At 53.3% G+C, this 15665-nt stretch carries 17 protein-coding genes and 2 pseudogenes; 3 read left to right on the forward strand and 16 right to left on the reverse strand.

Going from position 1 to position 15665, the window contains the following annotated elements; genetic code table 11:
• Positions 1-171, forward strand: a pseudogene (locus tag QJQ48_RS25265) (IS1 family transposase); the annotation flags it as partial.
• Positions 172-516: 345 nt separating this feature from the next.
• Here the strand turns inward: QJQ48_RS25265 and QJQ48_RS25270 are convergent.
• The 15 genes and pseudogenes from QJQ48_RS25270 to QJQ48_RS25335 form a co-directional block, all read right to left on the reverse strand.
• Positions 517-1371, reverse strand: coding sequence for an SDR family oxidoreductase (locus QJQ48_RS25270; RefSeq protein ID WP_346294027.1), 855 nt, complete (start codon positions 1369-1371; stop codon positions 517-519).
• A 210-nt stretch (positions 1372-1581) separates the two neighbouring features.
• Entirely contained in the window at positions 1582-1875 is a 294-nt protein-coding gene (locus tag QJQ48_RS25275) for a hypothetical protein (protein ID WP_346294028.1), read from the reverse strand.
• A 69-nt stretch (positions 1876-1944) separates the two neighbouring features.
• Positions 1945-3591, reverse strand: a complete 1647-nt coding sequence (locus QJQ48_RS25280) for an alpha/beta hydrolase (RefSeq protein WP_346294029.1) — start codon at positions 3589-3591, stop codon at positions 1945-1947.
• Between the two features lie 90 nt (positions 3592-3681).
• On the reverse strand, positions 3682-4290 hold the full coding sequence (locus tag QJQ48_RS25285; RefSeq protein WP_346294030.1) for a hypothetical protein: 609 nt from the start codon (positions 4288-4290) through the stop codon (positions 3682-3684).
• Between the two features lie 188 nt (positions 4291-4478).
• On the reverse strand, positions 4479-4826 hold the full coding sequence (locus QJQ48_RS25290; protein ID WP_346294031.1) for a hypothetical protein: 348 nt from the start codon (positions 4824-4826) through the stop codon (positions 4479-4481).
• Positions 4827-5256: 430 nt separating this feature from the next.
• Entirely contained in the window at positions 5257-5631 is a 375-nt protein-coding gene (locus tag QJQ48_RS25295) for a hypothetical protein (protein ID WP_346294032.1), read from the reverse strand.
• A gap of 20 nt (positions 5632-5651) precedes the next feature.
• Entirely contained in the window at positions 5652-5939 is a 288-nt protein-coding gene (locus tag QJQ48_RS25300; protein WP_346294056.1) for a hypothetical protein, read from the reverse strand.
• A 71-nt stretch (positions 5940-6010) separates the two neighbouring features.
• Positions 6011-6691 (reverse strand): stage II sporulation protein M, encoded by a 681-nt coding sequence (locus QJQ48_RS25305; protein WP_346294033.1) that lies wholly within the window; start codon positions 6689-6691, stop codon positions 6011-6013.
• An 89-nt stretch (positions 6692-6780) separates the two neighbouring features.
• Positions 6781-6916 (reverse strand): annotated as a pseudogene (locus QJQ48_RS28475) (RidA family protein); the annotation flags it as partial.
• Positions 6917-6952: 36 nt separating this feature from the next.
• A complete protein-coding gene (locus QJQ48_RS25310; RefSeq protein ID WP_346294034.1) occupies positions 6953-8695 on the reverse strand; it encodes a CocE/NonD family hydrolase in 1743 nt (580 codons plus the stop codon).
• A 166-nt stretch (positions 8696-8861) separates the two neighbouring features.
• Entirely contained in the window at positions 8862-9602 is a 741-nt protein-coding gene (locus QJQ48_RS25315) for a CPBP family intramembrane glutamic endopeptidase (RefSeq protein ID WP_346294035.1), read from the reverse strand.
• Between the two features lie 55 nt (positions 9603-9657).
• On the reverse strand, positions 9658-11178 hold the full coding sequence (locus QJQ48_RS25320; protein WP_346294036.1) for an alpha/beta hydrolase: 1521 nt from the start codon (positions 11176-11178) through the stop codon (positions 9658-9660).
• Between the two features lie 171 nt (positions 11179-11349).
• Entirely contained in the window at positions 11350-12309 is a 960-nt protein-coding gene (locus QJQ48_RS25325) for a CPBP family intramembrane glutamic endopeptidase (protein ID WP_346294057.1), read from the reverse strand.
• Between the two features lie 321 nt (positions 12310-12630).
• Positions 12631-13518, reverse strand: a complete 888-nt coding sequence (locus QJQ48_RS25330) for an AraC family transcriptional regulator (protein WP_346294037.1) — start codon at positions 13516-13518, stop codon at positions 12631-12633.
• Positions 13519-13591: 73 nt separating this feature from the next.
• Entirely contained in the window at positions 13592-13963 is a 372-nt protein-coding gene (locus tag QJQ48_RS25335) for a CPBP family intramembrane glutamic endopeptidase (protein WP_346294058.1), read from the reverse strand.
• A gap of 129 nt (positions 13964-14092) precedes the next feature.
• Between QJQ48_RS25335 and QJQ48_RS25340 the strand changes: the two genes are divergently transcribed.
• Positions 14093-14512: a hypothetical protein gene (locus tag QJQ48_RS25340; protein WP_346294038.1), complete on the forward strand. Its 420-nt coding sequence runs from the start codon at positions 14093-14095 to the stop codon at positions 14510-14512.
• Positions 14513-14656: 144 nt separating this feature from the next.
• Here QJQ48_RS25340 and QJQ48_RS25345 read toward each other — a convergent pair whose 3' ends face one another.
• Positions 14657-15304 carry a TetR/AcrR family transcriptional regulator gene (locus QJQ48_RS25345; RefSeq protein WP_346294039.1) on the reverse strand — a complete coding sequence of 216 codons (648 nt, stop codon included), beginning with the start codon at positions 15302-15304 and terminating at the stop codon, positions 14657-14659.
• A gap of 145 nt (positions 15305-15449) precedes the next feature.
• Here QJQ48_RS25345 and QJQ48_RS25350 point away from each other — a divergent pair, with 145 nt between their 5' ends.
• Positions 15450-15644: a GNAT family N-acetyltransferase gene (locus tag QJQ48_RS25350; RefSeq protein ID WP_346294040.1), complete on the forward strand. Its 195-nt coding sequence runs from the start codon at positions 15450-15452 to the stop codon at positions 15642-15644.
• Positions 15645-15665 lie beyond the last annotated feature (21 nt).

A 15665-nucleotide genomic window follows, 5' to 3' on the forward strand; every position in this document is an offset into this window, starting at 1 on the left:
AACACGATGCGACAGCGGGTATCGCGATTAGTCAGAAAGACCCTGTCGTTCTCAAAGAAGCTAGAAAACCATATTGGCGCGATCTGGACGTTCATCCACGAATACAATCGCTTAATCAGAAAACGACTCATCGAATCGGGCCATCCAGCTATTTCCTCTGTCCTTTACTAAAAGGCACTACCACCTGTTGACTTCATCAGCAAAATCAGCAAGATAATAAGAATACAGACAGCTGTACCCTAATCCCTTTATTTAGCAAGGCTTCCAGCCAATTTTCCTGTGTCAACAGGAAATTGGTGCAATCTGCAGATATGTGCCATGAAGCTTCTGGGAGCTATTTGGGGACAAGCTACGGTAATGTTTTATCTCTGTCTCAAAAATGGAAACTTTGCATAGTAAGGGTTCTGGGTCAAATGGCCCATTTTGGACAGGATCTTGCTCGTGACCTAAATAGTAGTATCGAACTAGGGTTGCGAACGGCTAGAGCTAAACTTGTCGATCGTTCAATTTCGGAAGTCAGCTAAATACCGTTGCATAATCGCGAGCAAAGTCCCTAAACTGACGCGGCGCTTTGCCAGTCGCATTCTCTATTCCGGAAGCAATCGCTGCTGCCTCATTGCGTCGATAGTGGGCGTAATCTTCAATCAGTCCATCGGCTTGCCAAGCTGGCATCCCAAAGCCAATCATGGCTTCCCGCATCTGTTCGGGTGGGATATCGACAAACGCAATTTGACGCTTCAGGGCAGCAGAGAGATGTTCTGCCATCTCGGTATGTGTTAGCGCCTGCGGACCCGTGAGATCGTAAATCTTTCCTTCATGCCCAGCTTCGGTCAGAGCAGCTACAGCAACGTCAGCAATGTCGCGGACATCTACGACGCTCACCTTCGCATCACCGATCGCAGCGTAAAAGGTGTTTTGCTCAACGATCAACGATCGGAAGTTTAACAAGCCCTGCATAAACAGATTGGGGCGCAGAAACGTATACGCCATCTGGGTTGCTTGGATCGCCGATTCGATAGCCGCATGGTAGCGCAAAAAACGCACGGGTGAGTCAGCGTTGGCGGCGAACTGCGACAGTTTAACGATGTGCTTAACACCGCTTTGTTTCGCTGCTTCGACAAACGCCAGTTGTTGGGCTTCGGCGTGTTCTGTTGAGTTGGTAACGAGGAAGGTTCGATCAACTCCTGTCAGGGCAGAGGGCAGGGTTTCAGGGAGATCGAAATCAGCCTCGACCATTTCGATGCCCAGATCGGCAATTGCCTTGGCTCGACCACGATCACGTACCATCGCACGAGCTTGAACGTTTTGCGAGGCGAGACGCTTGAGTATCTCCAGTCCGTTATTTCCAGTTGCGCCAGTTACTAGGATCATTTGAATCTCCTAATTAGATTTTGAACATTCCTCTGCTCTACATAGCAGAAGTTATTTGAAACAAATATTCGACAAAGCTTTCCTGTCAGAATTGTCGGCGTATTCCTCAAGACGGGAAGTTTTCCCAAGGATAGAATTCAGAATTCTAGATTTTTACCCAACCAGGATTTCCCAGCTTAAATTACACGTCGAATTGTTCAAACTATTGTTCTATACAACCCCTAACGATTTCATCTGACATTGACCGCGCCCTTTAAAGCATCCTCTAAAAGGGTAAGGCGCTGTCAAGAATATTTTTTGCTTTTCTCTGGACTGAAAATAATCAGCAGATAGCACGGCAATTTTAGCAGTAGCGCGACCACAATCCAGCAGATCCAGGCTAGATTGATTAGCCCATGCCAGGGTCCTCGCCGATTTTTCAGGCATCGCTTTCTCTTCAAATCCTGGGTTTTCATCATAGTTATCTCTGCGCCCAATCCAATCTAAATCCTCTAAAGCAAGCATCAATTTTTCCCTTCTTGTAATACATGAATCTGGTTGACTGTTGACTAAATAGCTATGAAACTGCAGGATTTATTCGATGAGACTAAGATCAGCTAATGGAAAATTACGCACCAGCATGAGTTCGAGTGGTGGCCGACTAATTGCCTGAGCATAGCCGGCGCTTAAATATGGCAAGTATTCGTCTTGGTCAGCAATATAGGTCTGCATAAACGCTAAGCTACTCGCTTTGAGATATTGTCGAGCGAGGACTGGATCAGGCCCCGCCAATTCACTAGGCAGAGTCAAATTTTCGTGAATAGACACTTCGGAAGCCGCATAAATGTGAGTTCCTGCTTGGATGACCATGAGATATTTATCGATTCCCTCTAACCAATTAAAAGGGCGAATCTGCTCCAAAAGCGCAGGAGCGAGTAGGTCATGGCTTCCGGCAACAAACATGACCGGAACTTGCATTTGCTGAAATCCATGGGTTCCGAATAAACGGCTTCCCATAGCGTTCATCGCAAAAACAGCTTTAATGCGTCCATCTTGAAGCTGTTGAAAGGCTGTATCCTCCAATTTCAGCGCGGTGCATTGAAGCAGCAGCGAAAGATTAACAAGGTCAAGCCCATCGCTGGCAAAGGTGCAGTTTGCTTTTAACTGCTCAATATTGAATTCCGCTCCCGTTAGTGCAAAAGCCATGGAGCCGCCAAAGGAATGTCCGATTATGCCGACTTTTTCTAAGTTAAGGCGAATAGGCTGCGAAGGGCTAGATTCATTGAGTTGCTCTAGCTTATCGAGTAAGAAAGAGACATCTTTAGGGGCTTCAATGAATTCCTTAGGGTCAATAACTTCGCTAGCTATTCCTCTAGAGAGATCTCGAAGTTGTTGAGTATTAAAGCCACGGTTATCCAATAACACAACGCTAAAACCATGACTCGCCAAGTGCTCAGCTAAATCTGTAAAGCTATTGCGATCTGCTCCTACACCATGAGAAATCACTATCACGGGAACGGGGGCAGAGGACGAAGTTTGCAGTTGATATAGATTTGCTGCAACCCTGCGATCGCGCTCTTGAGCATACACATTTAGGCTTTTCGAAGACCACGTGAAGAGACCTGGCTGCTCTAGGTTTGAGTCCTGAGCAAAGTTGATTGCAGCAGTTGTTTCTAGCTCTACCTCGGCCTGCTTTTCAATCAGAGCTACCACCTGCTCAGTCCGCTCAAATAGCTGAGCGATCACTCCAGCGATTTGGAAGGCTCGTGAACCATCAATTCGAACAGTTCGAGTTGGAAAGTGCTGAATTACGTTTAGAATTGTCAATTCCTCTGAATCAGCCGCTGCCTGCACGATTGCCGAGCGCAAAGCATAGAAGCCATTAAATCTAGAATCCGTCTGGATTAGAGAGCCTAAATATTGCAGTAATACCTCTCCAAGAGAAGAATATAGAAAAATAGAGAGGGCAACAGGGCTTAAATCGACTGGGGTCAGTAAAATCTCCTGGATTTTCTTCCGCTCTTCTACACCTACTCTCTGCAAATAGAAATCAAGTTCATCACTAACCTGACCTTCTCTGGCAAAGGCTTCTAAAGAGGTTACTGAAACTGTTCTTTCTAAGGAGCCATACGAAAACGTAATCTGTTCAGCGGCAAGCGATGGCAAGGCCATTGTGGCTAACCATAAACTGCCGCACATCGCTTCAAATGCACGCCACAAGCGAGGGCTACGTGTAGCCATAAATAAACACCTCAATGTTTGAGTGACAAGCGTCAGACTGGTATGCCAAGGAGTTACGCCTCGGCGCTCATCGCAAGTTTGTGTATTGCCCTACCGGGGGTGATGACGCAGCAGCCATTGCAGACAAATTCCGGTAACGATGCCGTAGCTTAGCCAACCTGCCCCATAGCCCAATGCTGTCGAGAATGGTGGTGGTAGTAGCCCTGGCAAAATGTACGCGACAGTTGAGCTACTTGCTCCATTTAACGCACCTCCTAAGGCGCTGACCAGAATCCACCAGTGCGCTTTACGGACAAATCGTGTCAAAATCGGAAACTGAGCCGCGCCAAAAATAGCCAGTTCAATCGGCCCTTTGACCAAATTCATCCAAAAAACATACCATAATCCAAGCGTATTCAGGAATTGAATAAGCGGGTCAAAGGTTTCGTTAGAACGCACCAGCGTTGTCCCAAAAGTCCATCCCAGTGCGCTAACCACTATCCACCAAAAGGCTTTAGGCATGTACTGGCGCAAAACGAGCCATTGGGCCGCGCCAATAAACAAACCTGTAAAAAATATGGTTGCTATAAACTGAAATCCTGACTCTTCCAGTGCTCCGACGATCGCCCCCGCAACTGTAGTAGCCAATGTCCACCAGAGCCACAGGCGAGGCGCGATCGCCAACTGTCGGGCTTCATCTTGCCATTCATGCTGCACCATAATGCTCACCCCAGAGTTGCACGTCAACTCGATATCTGTACTATTTGGCCTAGCCCGTGTGAGAGCAGTTTCTATCTAATTCGCAATCGCGCTTCAGGACGTTCTTCAGATCTGAACACCGCATCTGTCTGAAGCATCTTCTGTCCATGTGCCTGTAGCGATACCAGAGTAAATTTGCTGCATCAGTTCTAAGCAGAAGGGCGGCACATCATAACACCTTCTTTTTGAGTGTTGGCATTGGGATTATTTCCCATCGCTCGAACGGTAATTGTAGGTTCATAACCGGGATAACAACGGATGAGAACCGTATCTTCGGATCTGGTCACATACAGTACATAAACAGGTCTACCGCCTAAAACAGCCGGGACAAGATCAGGAGGAAGAGCGGCTGTTGCAACCAGCATTGACTGATCTGAGGAGCCTAAATCTGGTATCTCAGATAGGGCAGGCTTTGCCCCAAAAGATTGTAAACAAACCATCACCAATGCTGTAACTGTGACTAACAGGATAGAAACTTTAGAGAATCGCTTGAACATGGTTGATTTTACTCTTGATACTGTTGGAGTTAAATATGGATGCAGTTCTCCTCGGAGCAAAAATTAACGAACTGGAGCCAAATTTGCTGATTGGATGTGCTATGTTCGCTCCTTTGAAGTTGAGCCGAGAATATTGTTGACTCGTCGCAGCAAATAGCTCACCTGAAATAATGTCCTGAGGTTCAGGTAGAACCATAAATATGGACAGTAGAGGGGACATGGACTTGGCTAGAGAATGCACGAATATTGAATCGAGACTATGAGCGATTGCCAGAGAAACATGAAGGCATGATTCGAGACTATGAGCGATTGCCAGAGAAACATGAAGGCATGATTTATGTGGTGATGATTCGATTGATGTACGAAGACTCACCAACAACAAGCGAACGTGGAAGATAGAAATCACTTAATAAGCGTTAAAAAACAGTTTCTAATGTTCAGAATTCACTTGCCTTATAATCACAATATTTTCAGCAAGCAGTAAAACAACTATTAGCCGTAAAAACGCTCGTAAAATGGCTTCTATTGTCCAGTTCTGACTTTGAACCTCCCAGATCATCGAAATAATAATAGTGATTACAATCACCAGCCAAGGTAAAATGGCGGCTGAATTTCGTCTGCGATAAAAGCGGATTGTCCTTTCCCGCAAAAATGGCTCAAAAATACAAGTGACGTAGGATATTCCTGCACTGATCAATAAGCTGGTTTGAAGACCCGAAGGCAGGTTTGGGTACATTAGCGCGATCGCCGTCAAACAAACTCCGAGCGCGAGGTATAGGAAAGTAAACGAGGTAATTCGTCTCATCATTTCTTCTCCGGTGAAGTTTATTCTCGGTACCAAACACGCACACATTGAAAGCAATTGATTGCAAGCCCCTGACTGATCATCACTGGGTAGAAAGCATCACTGGTCTTCACCCCGTAGTCACCATTACCCATGCTTTTAATCCGATCGGGTAAAACAACAGTCTCAACATCAATTACCTGTATCGTTGTACTTTCGATCCACTGATTTACAGCACTCACAACCTCCGAAAAAGATTCATACTCGGAAGGTCCGCCGAAGGGTCCTCGTTCAGTAATTCGAGGTGCAAAATCTTTGTACTTAATCATTTGATTCACCATCTAAAATTGCAGAGTTAACAATCGATTCAAGAAACCATCATGATTTGGTTTGTTTAGGGCTACAACAACCATTGGGTTAGCAGAGGAACCAGGTAGCGGAGCGAGAACGCCTCCCAGATCGCGCCGATGATGAACAGTGGGAGCGTGGCTAGGCTCAGCCAACCGAGCCGTTTTAGCCCACGGACGTAACCCTGACGATGGTCTCGAGCACCAATGGTGGCGGGGCGAACCCAAGACCGACCAAGGATGTATGTGCCAAGCATCAAGAGGGCGTAAGCTTGGAGTTCGATGAGTATCGTCAGCGAGTGCGGGATCAGTGCCACCGCGATAACCTCGGTAGTCGGGGCCATGGCTAGACCCAAAGTGAATGCTTTATACGCAAATAGGGCGATGCCAGTGAAGGGAACGATCAGCGAAGGGAGCACGATCCACAGCGCGCCGGTCATGACGTTGACTCCCAGGATGGTCAGTGAGAACAGCCAGGAGTTGTTGATTAGCGATCGGACAAGATCCGCTGTTCCGTTGTCTTCCAGGGCGGCCAACTGAGTTGCGCCTAGGTCGGGGAAGACCATCGCCGCTACCATCCCGATGATGACTAAGCCATACACAATGGCGTTGATGATGAGGTAGGCGCGAAAATTGGCGCGAATGATCTGGAAGGGTTTGCGAAGCAAGCGGATGTGTCTTGCTTCATGATTCGGGTGAATAGGGCGCTTTGTGGCGATCGCTTTACGTGACATATTTTTAGATCCAATGTTTGGTGATGGATGTAGTGATGGTGTAAGAGTGAGAACCGCCGCGTAGAGCAGCGTTGTTGTTGATGCAAAACTCACGGGACAATTGCAGTCCACGGATTTCAATCTGCATCGTTGGCAGTCCAAGCGCCGCAACTCCATCTGGGTCCAAATTGGGGCGTGGTTGGGCATGTAGTGGAGATATAGCCTGACCACTGCATCGTTAGCCTCTGCGTGCATACAGCAAGCCCCAGCAGAGGATGTGGGTCAGCGATCTTCCGTCGGCAGCGTGAAGCTCGGGGCACCGGGGGACAGCTGCTCCGCGTACGCCTGCCGGTAGAAGTCCAGCCACGGCGCGCGATCGCCAGGGATGACGGTGTCGTTGGCTGGGTCGACCAGGGCAAGCTCGAGTCGGCCGTCGCTGACGGTGATTCTTTCCAACGACGGTGTATCAATCCAGTCGTTGTCGGGGGCCACAGAGGGCTGAATGGTGCCAATCTCGACGGCCAACGCGTGACCAGCTTGCAGCGTCCAGTCCGTCGATCGCAGATCGAAGCTGGTCGTGCCGGGTTTCACCACCGCCACCTGCCGATTGAACGCAACGGCGCTGCCGTCTGGGGCGACATCGTACAGCTCAACCATGATGTTGCCGTGGCCCTCGGTATTCAGAGACACCTGCGGCGTGGTAGTGATCCGAACCGGCTGCCCAAGTGGCTCAGACCAGACGAAGAAGCGGTTGGGAGTCTCAGTTGCAGGGTCGGCGGGCAGGCCGTCGTCTAGGTACGACCCGCCGCCGAGCGCGATGGTGGCGGCGTACTCCACGACGGGCCAGGTGTCCTGGGCGCGCCAGGCACCGGTACTGTCCTGCACGACGTAGGCTGGGTAGTCCACGGTCGGTTCGATGCCCTTGAGGTACTGGTCGTAGAAGGACATCACCTCGTCGAACCAGCCCTCGCGGCCCATTTCCAGTTTCCCATCGGCAGTACGGTCATTGCCCCGGTAATGCTCCCAAGGGCCGAGCCAGCCGCGCTGCGGTCCCTGGTGGTTGGCGAGGAACTCCTCCACCGCTTCGGCTTCGGCCTTCCACTCAAAGAAACCCTGCGTGAACAATAGCGGTGTGTCGGTGCCCTTGGCGCGCTCGGCTAGGTTACGGAACTGCCAGAACTCCGAGTCCGGGTCAGCGTCCTGGTAGCCGAGCGAGTTCAACGGCAGGCACAGCGGGTTCACCTGCTCGTAAGCGGCATTGGTCCGGTAGCGCTCGTCATCGTCGGGCAACTGCGGCAAGATAGCAATCTCGTTATAGGTGCGCGACACATCCACGATGGTTGAGCGGGGGACGCCGTTCGACCGGAAGTGGCGGTGCAGATCCCAGAGCGGCTCCTGGGCGACGACGGCCTTGAGCGCGTCCTGGTTGAGGTTGTTGCCAACTAAACCGGTGACGGCATCATAGGACATGCCATACATGCCGACGGCACCCGTAGACCAGGGCTGACTCGCGGCCCAGTCGATCGCGGCCTGCACGTCGGCCTGCTCACCGGGACCCATGAAGTCTAGACATCCGGTGGAGCCGCCGAAGCCGCGCAGGTCAACCATCACTAGGGCGTAGCCGCGGTTGAATAGATCGGTGCCTTCGATCAGGTCGTTGAAGCGGTTCGAGGGGCCGGTGTGCGCGTGGTTTTCCAGTGCCTGTTGGCCGGAGTGCCCGAAGTACGCTCCGACCGACAGGATCACTGGCACCTGCTTGCCTGCGGACAGTCCTTCAGGCAACAGAACGTCGGCGTGCAGTTCAACATCGGAGCTGTCTGAGGACGGAAAGTAGTGCTGCGTCCAGGCCGCACCTTGGGGAACGCGGGCGTTCTCGGCGTACGTGACCGCTTTGTCGGCGGTGGCAACCGCAGCAGTCGCGATCGCCTCTGACTGTGTCAATGCGGCAGGTGCCCCGGCGAGGACAAGCAACATCACTGCTGTGGCCGTTAGTAAGTGTCTGACGTAGGTCTTGGGAACGCGCATAATTCTCCTCCTAATGGAAGCTGTTGGTATTGAGTCGTGCGTGAGTCGGTCACGATTTCGTGGGTTGTTAGAAGAAACTTGAGACATGGTGTTTAACGCTTTAACCGTGGCGAGGATTCGAGATCACCCAACCCCTGTTCGTGCACGGCGGGCTTGGGGAGATGCCTCAGCCGATGAGAGCCAGCACGGCATGAACTGTCAGGTGGGCGATCATTGCGGCCTCTAGCCCGTAGCGCCAGAATAAATACCCTGCAACCCCTGCAAATAAAGAATTTTGGATCAGCAATAACCCCACTAGGGCTGGGGTTAACGGCAGTCCTAAGGCGATCGCATAGGGCAAGTGGGCCATCGCAAATACCAGGGAGGAGACGGCAATGGCGACTATTACCCATCGGGCCTGGGGTTTACCCTGGCGCTGCTGTCCAAATCGCCAGCCCAGCCATACCAGCAGCGTCATGAGTCCCCAGCGGATCAGAATTTCTTCGGTGATACCGCCGTAGAGAAATCGTACTAGCAACGGCGTGGGCTCAGCCGCCTCATAGGCTGGTGGCAGCAGCGTGCGAGAGAGCTGAGTAATCGCCGTCAGTAGTCCGCCGCTGATCAACCCACCCATCACCCCGGGCAACAGTTGAGGAACCATGGCTTGCTGCCACGATCGCCCAGCGGCCAGTGCCTCTGCCACCGGTGCCATTAGCCCTAGTCGGTGAGCCAAGAGCACGCCTGCCAGCACCGCCACCGACAGCAAGACCGTGGGCTGCACCAGCACCAGTAGCCTGACCATGGCGGCAGGTGGGGCCCCCTCTGGGAGCAAGGGCAACGGCACCAACACCAGGGTCATCACCCCAGCCATGCCTGCTAACCACAACAGCCCAAACAGTCGCAGCCTAACGTTTTTACGCTCAACCATGACTTTATCCTCAACGTCATTCCAGAATTGTTTTCAAGCCTTCGCGATCTTGTGGTTATAGGGTGCAGGTCGCCCCTTCATCGGGCAGTTCGAGGTCGATGAGGTAGTCGGTAACGATGTCGTTGACGCAGGCGTTGTCGTCGATGAGAGCCACACCGTGCTGTTCACCCTCGACGGTGAGCAAGGTGCCGCCGAGCGTTTCGGCAAGGCTGATGCCGCCCGAATGTGGGGTAGCCGGATCGCGAGTGACCGAAACGACTAGGGTTTCGGGAAGCCCTTCGATGTTTTGGGCGTAGGGGTAGCCTAGGGTGGGCTGCACGGGCCAGTGCTCACAGATGTCGCGGGCCGCGACGGGGCGGCCAGTGTCCATAAAGGGTGCGACCTCGAAAACGCCGCGCTTCATCGCGGTCTCTTGCTCGGGCGTGTGGCGTTCCTCGTCGAGACAGTTGATGGCCAGCGTGGCCTCGTTGCCATTGCCGTAGCTGCCGTCGGCACTGCGGTCGAGATAAATGTCGCGCAAGATCATCAGGCTGTCACCGCGTCCGGCCTTGAGTTCGGCAATGCCCTGGATGATTATGGGCCATTGCGCATCGCTGAAGAGGAGGAAGAGCAAGCCGTCGAGGGCGGCGGTGTAGGTGAGCTCGCGTCCGGCTGCGGTGGTTATCGGCTCGTCAATCAGCGGTTGCAGCATCCCCTGAAAGACAGCCGTGGCCTGCTCAGGGTCGGTGCCCAGCGGGCAGTCTGGGCTCTCGGCGCAGAAGACCGCCATGTTGTTGAAGGCGTTCTGGAAGCCCTCAAACTGGACAAGGCGACGTTCGGTGGTGCCGGTGGTAGGGTCCATCGCGGCATCGAGAACCATCGCCCGCACGTTCTGAGGAAACATCTCGGAATAGATTGCACCGAGCCGGGTGCCGTAGCTCTGCCCGAGGAAGGTGAGTTTCTCATCGCCAAGCACCGCGCGGAGCAGGTCCATATCGCGGGCGACATCGCGGGTGCCGACGTGGGCCAGTACGTCCTCACCGCCGGAACGCTCGGCGCACTGCTCGTACAGCTGGCGGGTCTCGGCGTCGGTGTAGTCGTCAACTCCGGAATTGAGCGTGGAAATCTTCACGTCAGCCTCCCGCTGGGCGTCGGTGAAGCAGTCCAGGGCTGGGGTCGAGGCCCCAACTCCGCGTGGGTCGAAGCCGATCAGGTCGAACTGCTCGGTAATCGGATGCTCGCCCAACTTGTCCGCCACCAGGGGGGCGTGGCTCATCCCAGAGAAGCCGGGGCCGCCGGGGTTGAGCAACAGGGAGCCGATGGCCTCGCCCTTGGCCGGTACCCGCAGCAGCGCGATCTGCGCGGTTCGCCCGTCGGGGTTCTCGTAGTCGAGCGGCACCTCTATCCGGGCGCACTCGAAGGTGTCGTTGGCGAAAGTCTCAGCATCGGTATCGGTGGTGGCGTAGCCCTCGCAGAAGCCGAAGGTCAGTTCCTGGTTGTAGAAACGTTCCAGCCCTGCCGGAATCTCCCCAGGTGATGGCTGCCCAGGTGTGGGCTGGCTGCAGGCACTGAGGGTCAGCAGCACCGCCCCAGTCATTAGCGAGCTGCGGACGTAGGTTTTGCGAGTGAGCAGAGTTTTCCTCGCGGCAGCCGTTGGCTCTGAGTCATGTGGGGGTAGGGTGCGATCGCGTGAGTTGTTAGAAGAGAATTGAGACATGGTGATGAAGTCCTTTGATACATTTGCTGATGGTTTTACGAACTGACGAGATCACCGACACCCCTGCCGATAACTCTGGGAAATGGGTTCTGATGCCTCGTTGCGGTTGAACACTTTGTAGGCGATCGCCAGAAACACGGGTACTGCAAGCAGCACCGCTAGCGCCCCGTAGGTGGCGTGATACTCGCTGATGGTGAACAGAGCGGGTGAGGGCAAGGCAGTTCCAGTGATGTTGAACAGGAGTACCCCACCGATGTTGTTCGCGAAGTGTACGCCGATGGCGAGTTCAGTGGTTCCGTCAATCAACGAGACCACAGTCCACACCAGACCCGGAACGAGGAAGTAGTTGGAAAAGATCGTGAGCCAGCCGCCCGCCCGCGCCTCCGGGTTAAGGAGGTGCGGCAGGGTAAAGATAACGGCTGGCACGATCGCCAGAAAAACGCGGTTGCTCCAGATAAGGCTCGCACCCTGCACGATGTATCCGCGAAAGAAAAGCTCCTCCGTTGTCGTCTGGATCGCGGTGAGAACCAGCGCCAGCGGCACAAAAAGCGCAAATGTTATGAGGCCGGAGTTGAAGGAAAAGGTATCCGGGTAAAGCAGATACTGCCCTAGCCCACCGATCAGGCAGTACGGCACAAACCACGCCACGAATCCATGACCGACCCGGTGCCAGTCGATCCGCTCCCGCGCCGTAATGAGCGTCCGGGGGTGGCGGTGGTGGACGAGAGAGACAGCGATCAGGACTCCCGCAAAGAAGCACAGGAAACTCGCCATGACAAATAGGTAGTATTCCACAACCCCGAGCCCCGAGGGGTCTGCCTGGCCGCCGAGCGCGAACGCGACGAGTACGCTGGCACCACTACCGACGATCAGCCACGCAAAGAGGATGATCATCAGCCCCAGAACATACCGCCACCCCCGATGCTTACCCCACCGGGCAGCCTCCACGTAGGTAACTTTTTTCGCTTCTGCTGTGATTCCCTTTTTTCTTTCGGTATTTTGCATCTTCATCTCCGTTCCCTTTATGGGTAAATTCTGTAGTGCTTGGATCTGGTTGCTAATCACAGTTGTCGATAGTTTTAGGATTTATAGTTTCAGGATTTAAAGATGACTTCGATAGATCTGGTATCACCAAATCCGGCATCGTTAGACATGCGCTTGCCCTTAGTCGAACCACCATCCGAGTATCGACGGCCACTATCAACGGAATTGTTGTGCTGTGTTTATATACTTTTTGTACAGATTGTCTTTGTCTTAGCTAACCTGAGTGTATGAGTTTTAACACTCAACTTCTTTCAGATTCTTACGGTGATTTATTAGATTCCTATGGAGCTAGCGAATCTGTTTCGGTGTCATGCCAGTGAGACGCTTAAACTGTTGTGTTAAATGGCTTTGACTGGAGAAGCCGACTTGTAAAGCAATATCTGCGATCGCTAAATCTGTTTTCATTAACATCACTTTCGCTCGTTCTACCCGCTGTTGAATCACGTATTGATGGGGCGAAATTCCCATAGTTTGTTTAAACAAACTGGCAAAGTAAGTCGGGCTAATGTTCACTACACTTGCCAGTTCTGCTAAGGATAAATCTCGATTCAGGTGAGCGTGGATGTAATCGATCGCCTGCTGTAACTGGGTACGAGTAAAGCTGCTGTGGGGTGATGCGATCGATTGCGTTAGGGTCGAATAGTGTCGGAGTAGATGAATCACTAGGGCTTGAGTGAGTGATTCGACATAGAGTTGCCCCATCATCCCGCCCGATCGCAACTCAGCGAGCATCAGCATACCAATCTGATGCAGTTGCACATCCTGCTGACCGAAACCATGCACAAGCTCGAACCGTGTGGAATCAATGTCAGCAGCTTCAGCAACGTGTTGAACCAATTCTGGCTTTAGGCAAATGTGCAGCGGAGTACAGATAACACCACTCTCATCTCGACACCAATAGCTCGGTTGTCCAGCCGGAACAAAAAGATTGTCCCCTTCATGAAGAATTGATTTATGCAGGCGATCGTCCCGTTTCTGAATTAAAGGGGCAGGATTTCCGATGTGTAAGTTGAGCCAATGGTCTGAGAGGGCTGAGAGTTCCACCTCAAACGCTGAAGTAGGGCTTTGGCACTGCTCAACAAAAACGTCATTCCAGTTCATTTGCCGACTGGAAAACATCAGCGTTTTATTAAACTGCTGGCTGAGTTCAAGCGAGTTAAGCCGATTGCTAGTCATGAAGTTTGCTCTCACCGATTGCTCTTATGTAGGAACCCAGGGATTGTAAGTGCCGATAGATCACGGGATTGAGTCAGAGCCGCGCGTTAGGGCGGAGCGGGGTGCGCGGGGGGGGCAGAGCGGGGCCGGTCCGACGCGTGCGCCACCACACCACTGCGGTGATCACGACAACCGTAAGCGTGGGCACGAGCTGGTAGGGCGAACCTACACCTGCCGATCGGTCCTGGAGCACGGTGCCAAGGTCGACGCGCAAGAGGGTGGCTCCGATGAGACTGACTGTATTGAGCACGGCGTGGAGCACGACCGCGATCTCAATGCCACCACTGCGCCATGTTATTAGCACCAACCCGGCTGCTAGAACGAAGTACCACACGTTGATGTAAGGGTCGGTTGAACCATGGATGGCCGTGAACACCACGCTCGAGACCAGAACACCAATAACCAGCCCCGCCCGCGACCCATGGGATCAGCTCCCGGCGACCCGAAAGACCAGTCCGCGTAAGCCATACTCCTCGCCCGCCGCCTGCAGCGGCGTCAGCAGGAGCGTTCCGATGAAGATACCGATCAGCTCGGTATGCGACCAGGAACCCTGCTCACCGGGTGTGAGGAACCCGCCGAGCACGTTGACGACTATCCAGACGGGGCTGAAGAGCAGGAGCGCCCAGCCAAACACGTCGAACCGAAACTGCGACACCACCGAGTGCAGCGAGGGACCGGGCACACCGTAGAGCCATCGCTGGATGACCATGCTCCACGGAATGAACAGGGCGAGCGAGAACATGGTGCTGGCGTGGTAGAGCAGCGTGTAGTCGGTGCCACCAAGGATCGGAGTGGTGTTGCCCATTTGCAGGTCGATGACTGCAACGCCCCTAGAGATGACGTTGATGAAGACGACGGCCCCAGCCAGCAAGAGTACGATAGCGAAGATGCCGCGCCCGATACGGTGTTTCTTGCCAGCGAGTACGCGATGGTATTCCACGCCGGCTGGGACTGACGCCGGTCTCGCGGACCGCTCCGAGGGCGTGGCGGGGATCTTTCCTGACTCCCGCGAATAGTTATCCCGCGAATAGTTAGAAGAAAATTTGGACATGAAGATCACCTTCTTTACTCTTGTTGCTAATTTCAGTTGTTAATGGGTTTAAGGATCGACAGGATCGCCGACTACCCCACCTGTAGCTGTATGCACGGCGCGGGCCATCTGCCCAAGCGTGTTGCCAAGCGAGGTGGGATCGGCTCCTGCCATCAGGGCCGCACTAATGTCTTCACTGATAACGCGCACGACTGCGGTGGCCGCTGCGGCGTGCAGTCGCACCTCGATATCGTCAGGCGATCGCCGCAGGCGATCTGCGAAGATCTCGACCAGAGCGCGCTCTATTCGGTCGTTGGTCATCAGCCAGGCCGTGCGCAGATCCGGCTCTTTTTCGGCCAGCACGGTCATCTTGATCACAGCCTGATCAAAAGACTGCTGATCGGGATCTTTAGTACGATTTATCGCCCACTCCATGAGGTGATCTTCAAGGGAGACATCCCGAGGCCAGCGGCGCAATAGCGCCACAAACTCCTCGCCATCCTGCGCCAAGACCGGCTCTACACAGCTCTCCTTGTTGCGGAAGTACCGCCAGAGGGTGCGCACCGAGAGACCTACCGCTTCTGCGATTTGCTCGCCGGTCGTGGCAGCGACGCCTTGCTCCCAGAACAACCGCGCCGCCTCCCGCGAAATCTCCAGACGTATCCGCTGCTGCCGCTGCTCACTCATCCTCCCTGGCTTGCGCCTGTTCTTCGTCATACCGTTGGCACCGTCACTCCCCACGACAGTCTTCTTTCAAAGTCTGTCACTAAGTGACACAATAGCGCTAAATGTCACTAAGTGACAAGAAGTTGCTTTGCCAACTAGCACGTCTCATTTAGGCAAATAGCTATTCAGGCTAATGATGCAGCTTGCCCTGGCTCACTGCTTTACTAATCCAGACTTGACGGCAGTTCTGGTTGATCCGCTGATGAGCAATATCCGTGCCCATCGGTTCTATGAAAAGTTGGGCTTTCAACGGGTAGAACGATACCAGTTTGGCGAGGACGATTGCTTTGTCTATCGTTTGGAGCGAAGCGATTACTGTTCGAAGAAATAGGTTTTCCTTAACCTGATTCAA

The organism is Sphaerothrix gracilis Ecp01, from assembly GCF_030405905.1.
Taxonomy (GTDB): domain Bacteria; phylum Cyanobacteriota; class Cyanobacteriia; order Phormidesmidales; family Phormidesmidaceae; genus Sphaerothrix; species Sphaerothrix gracilis.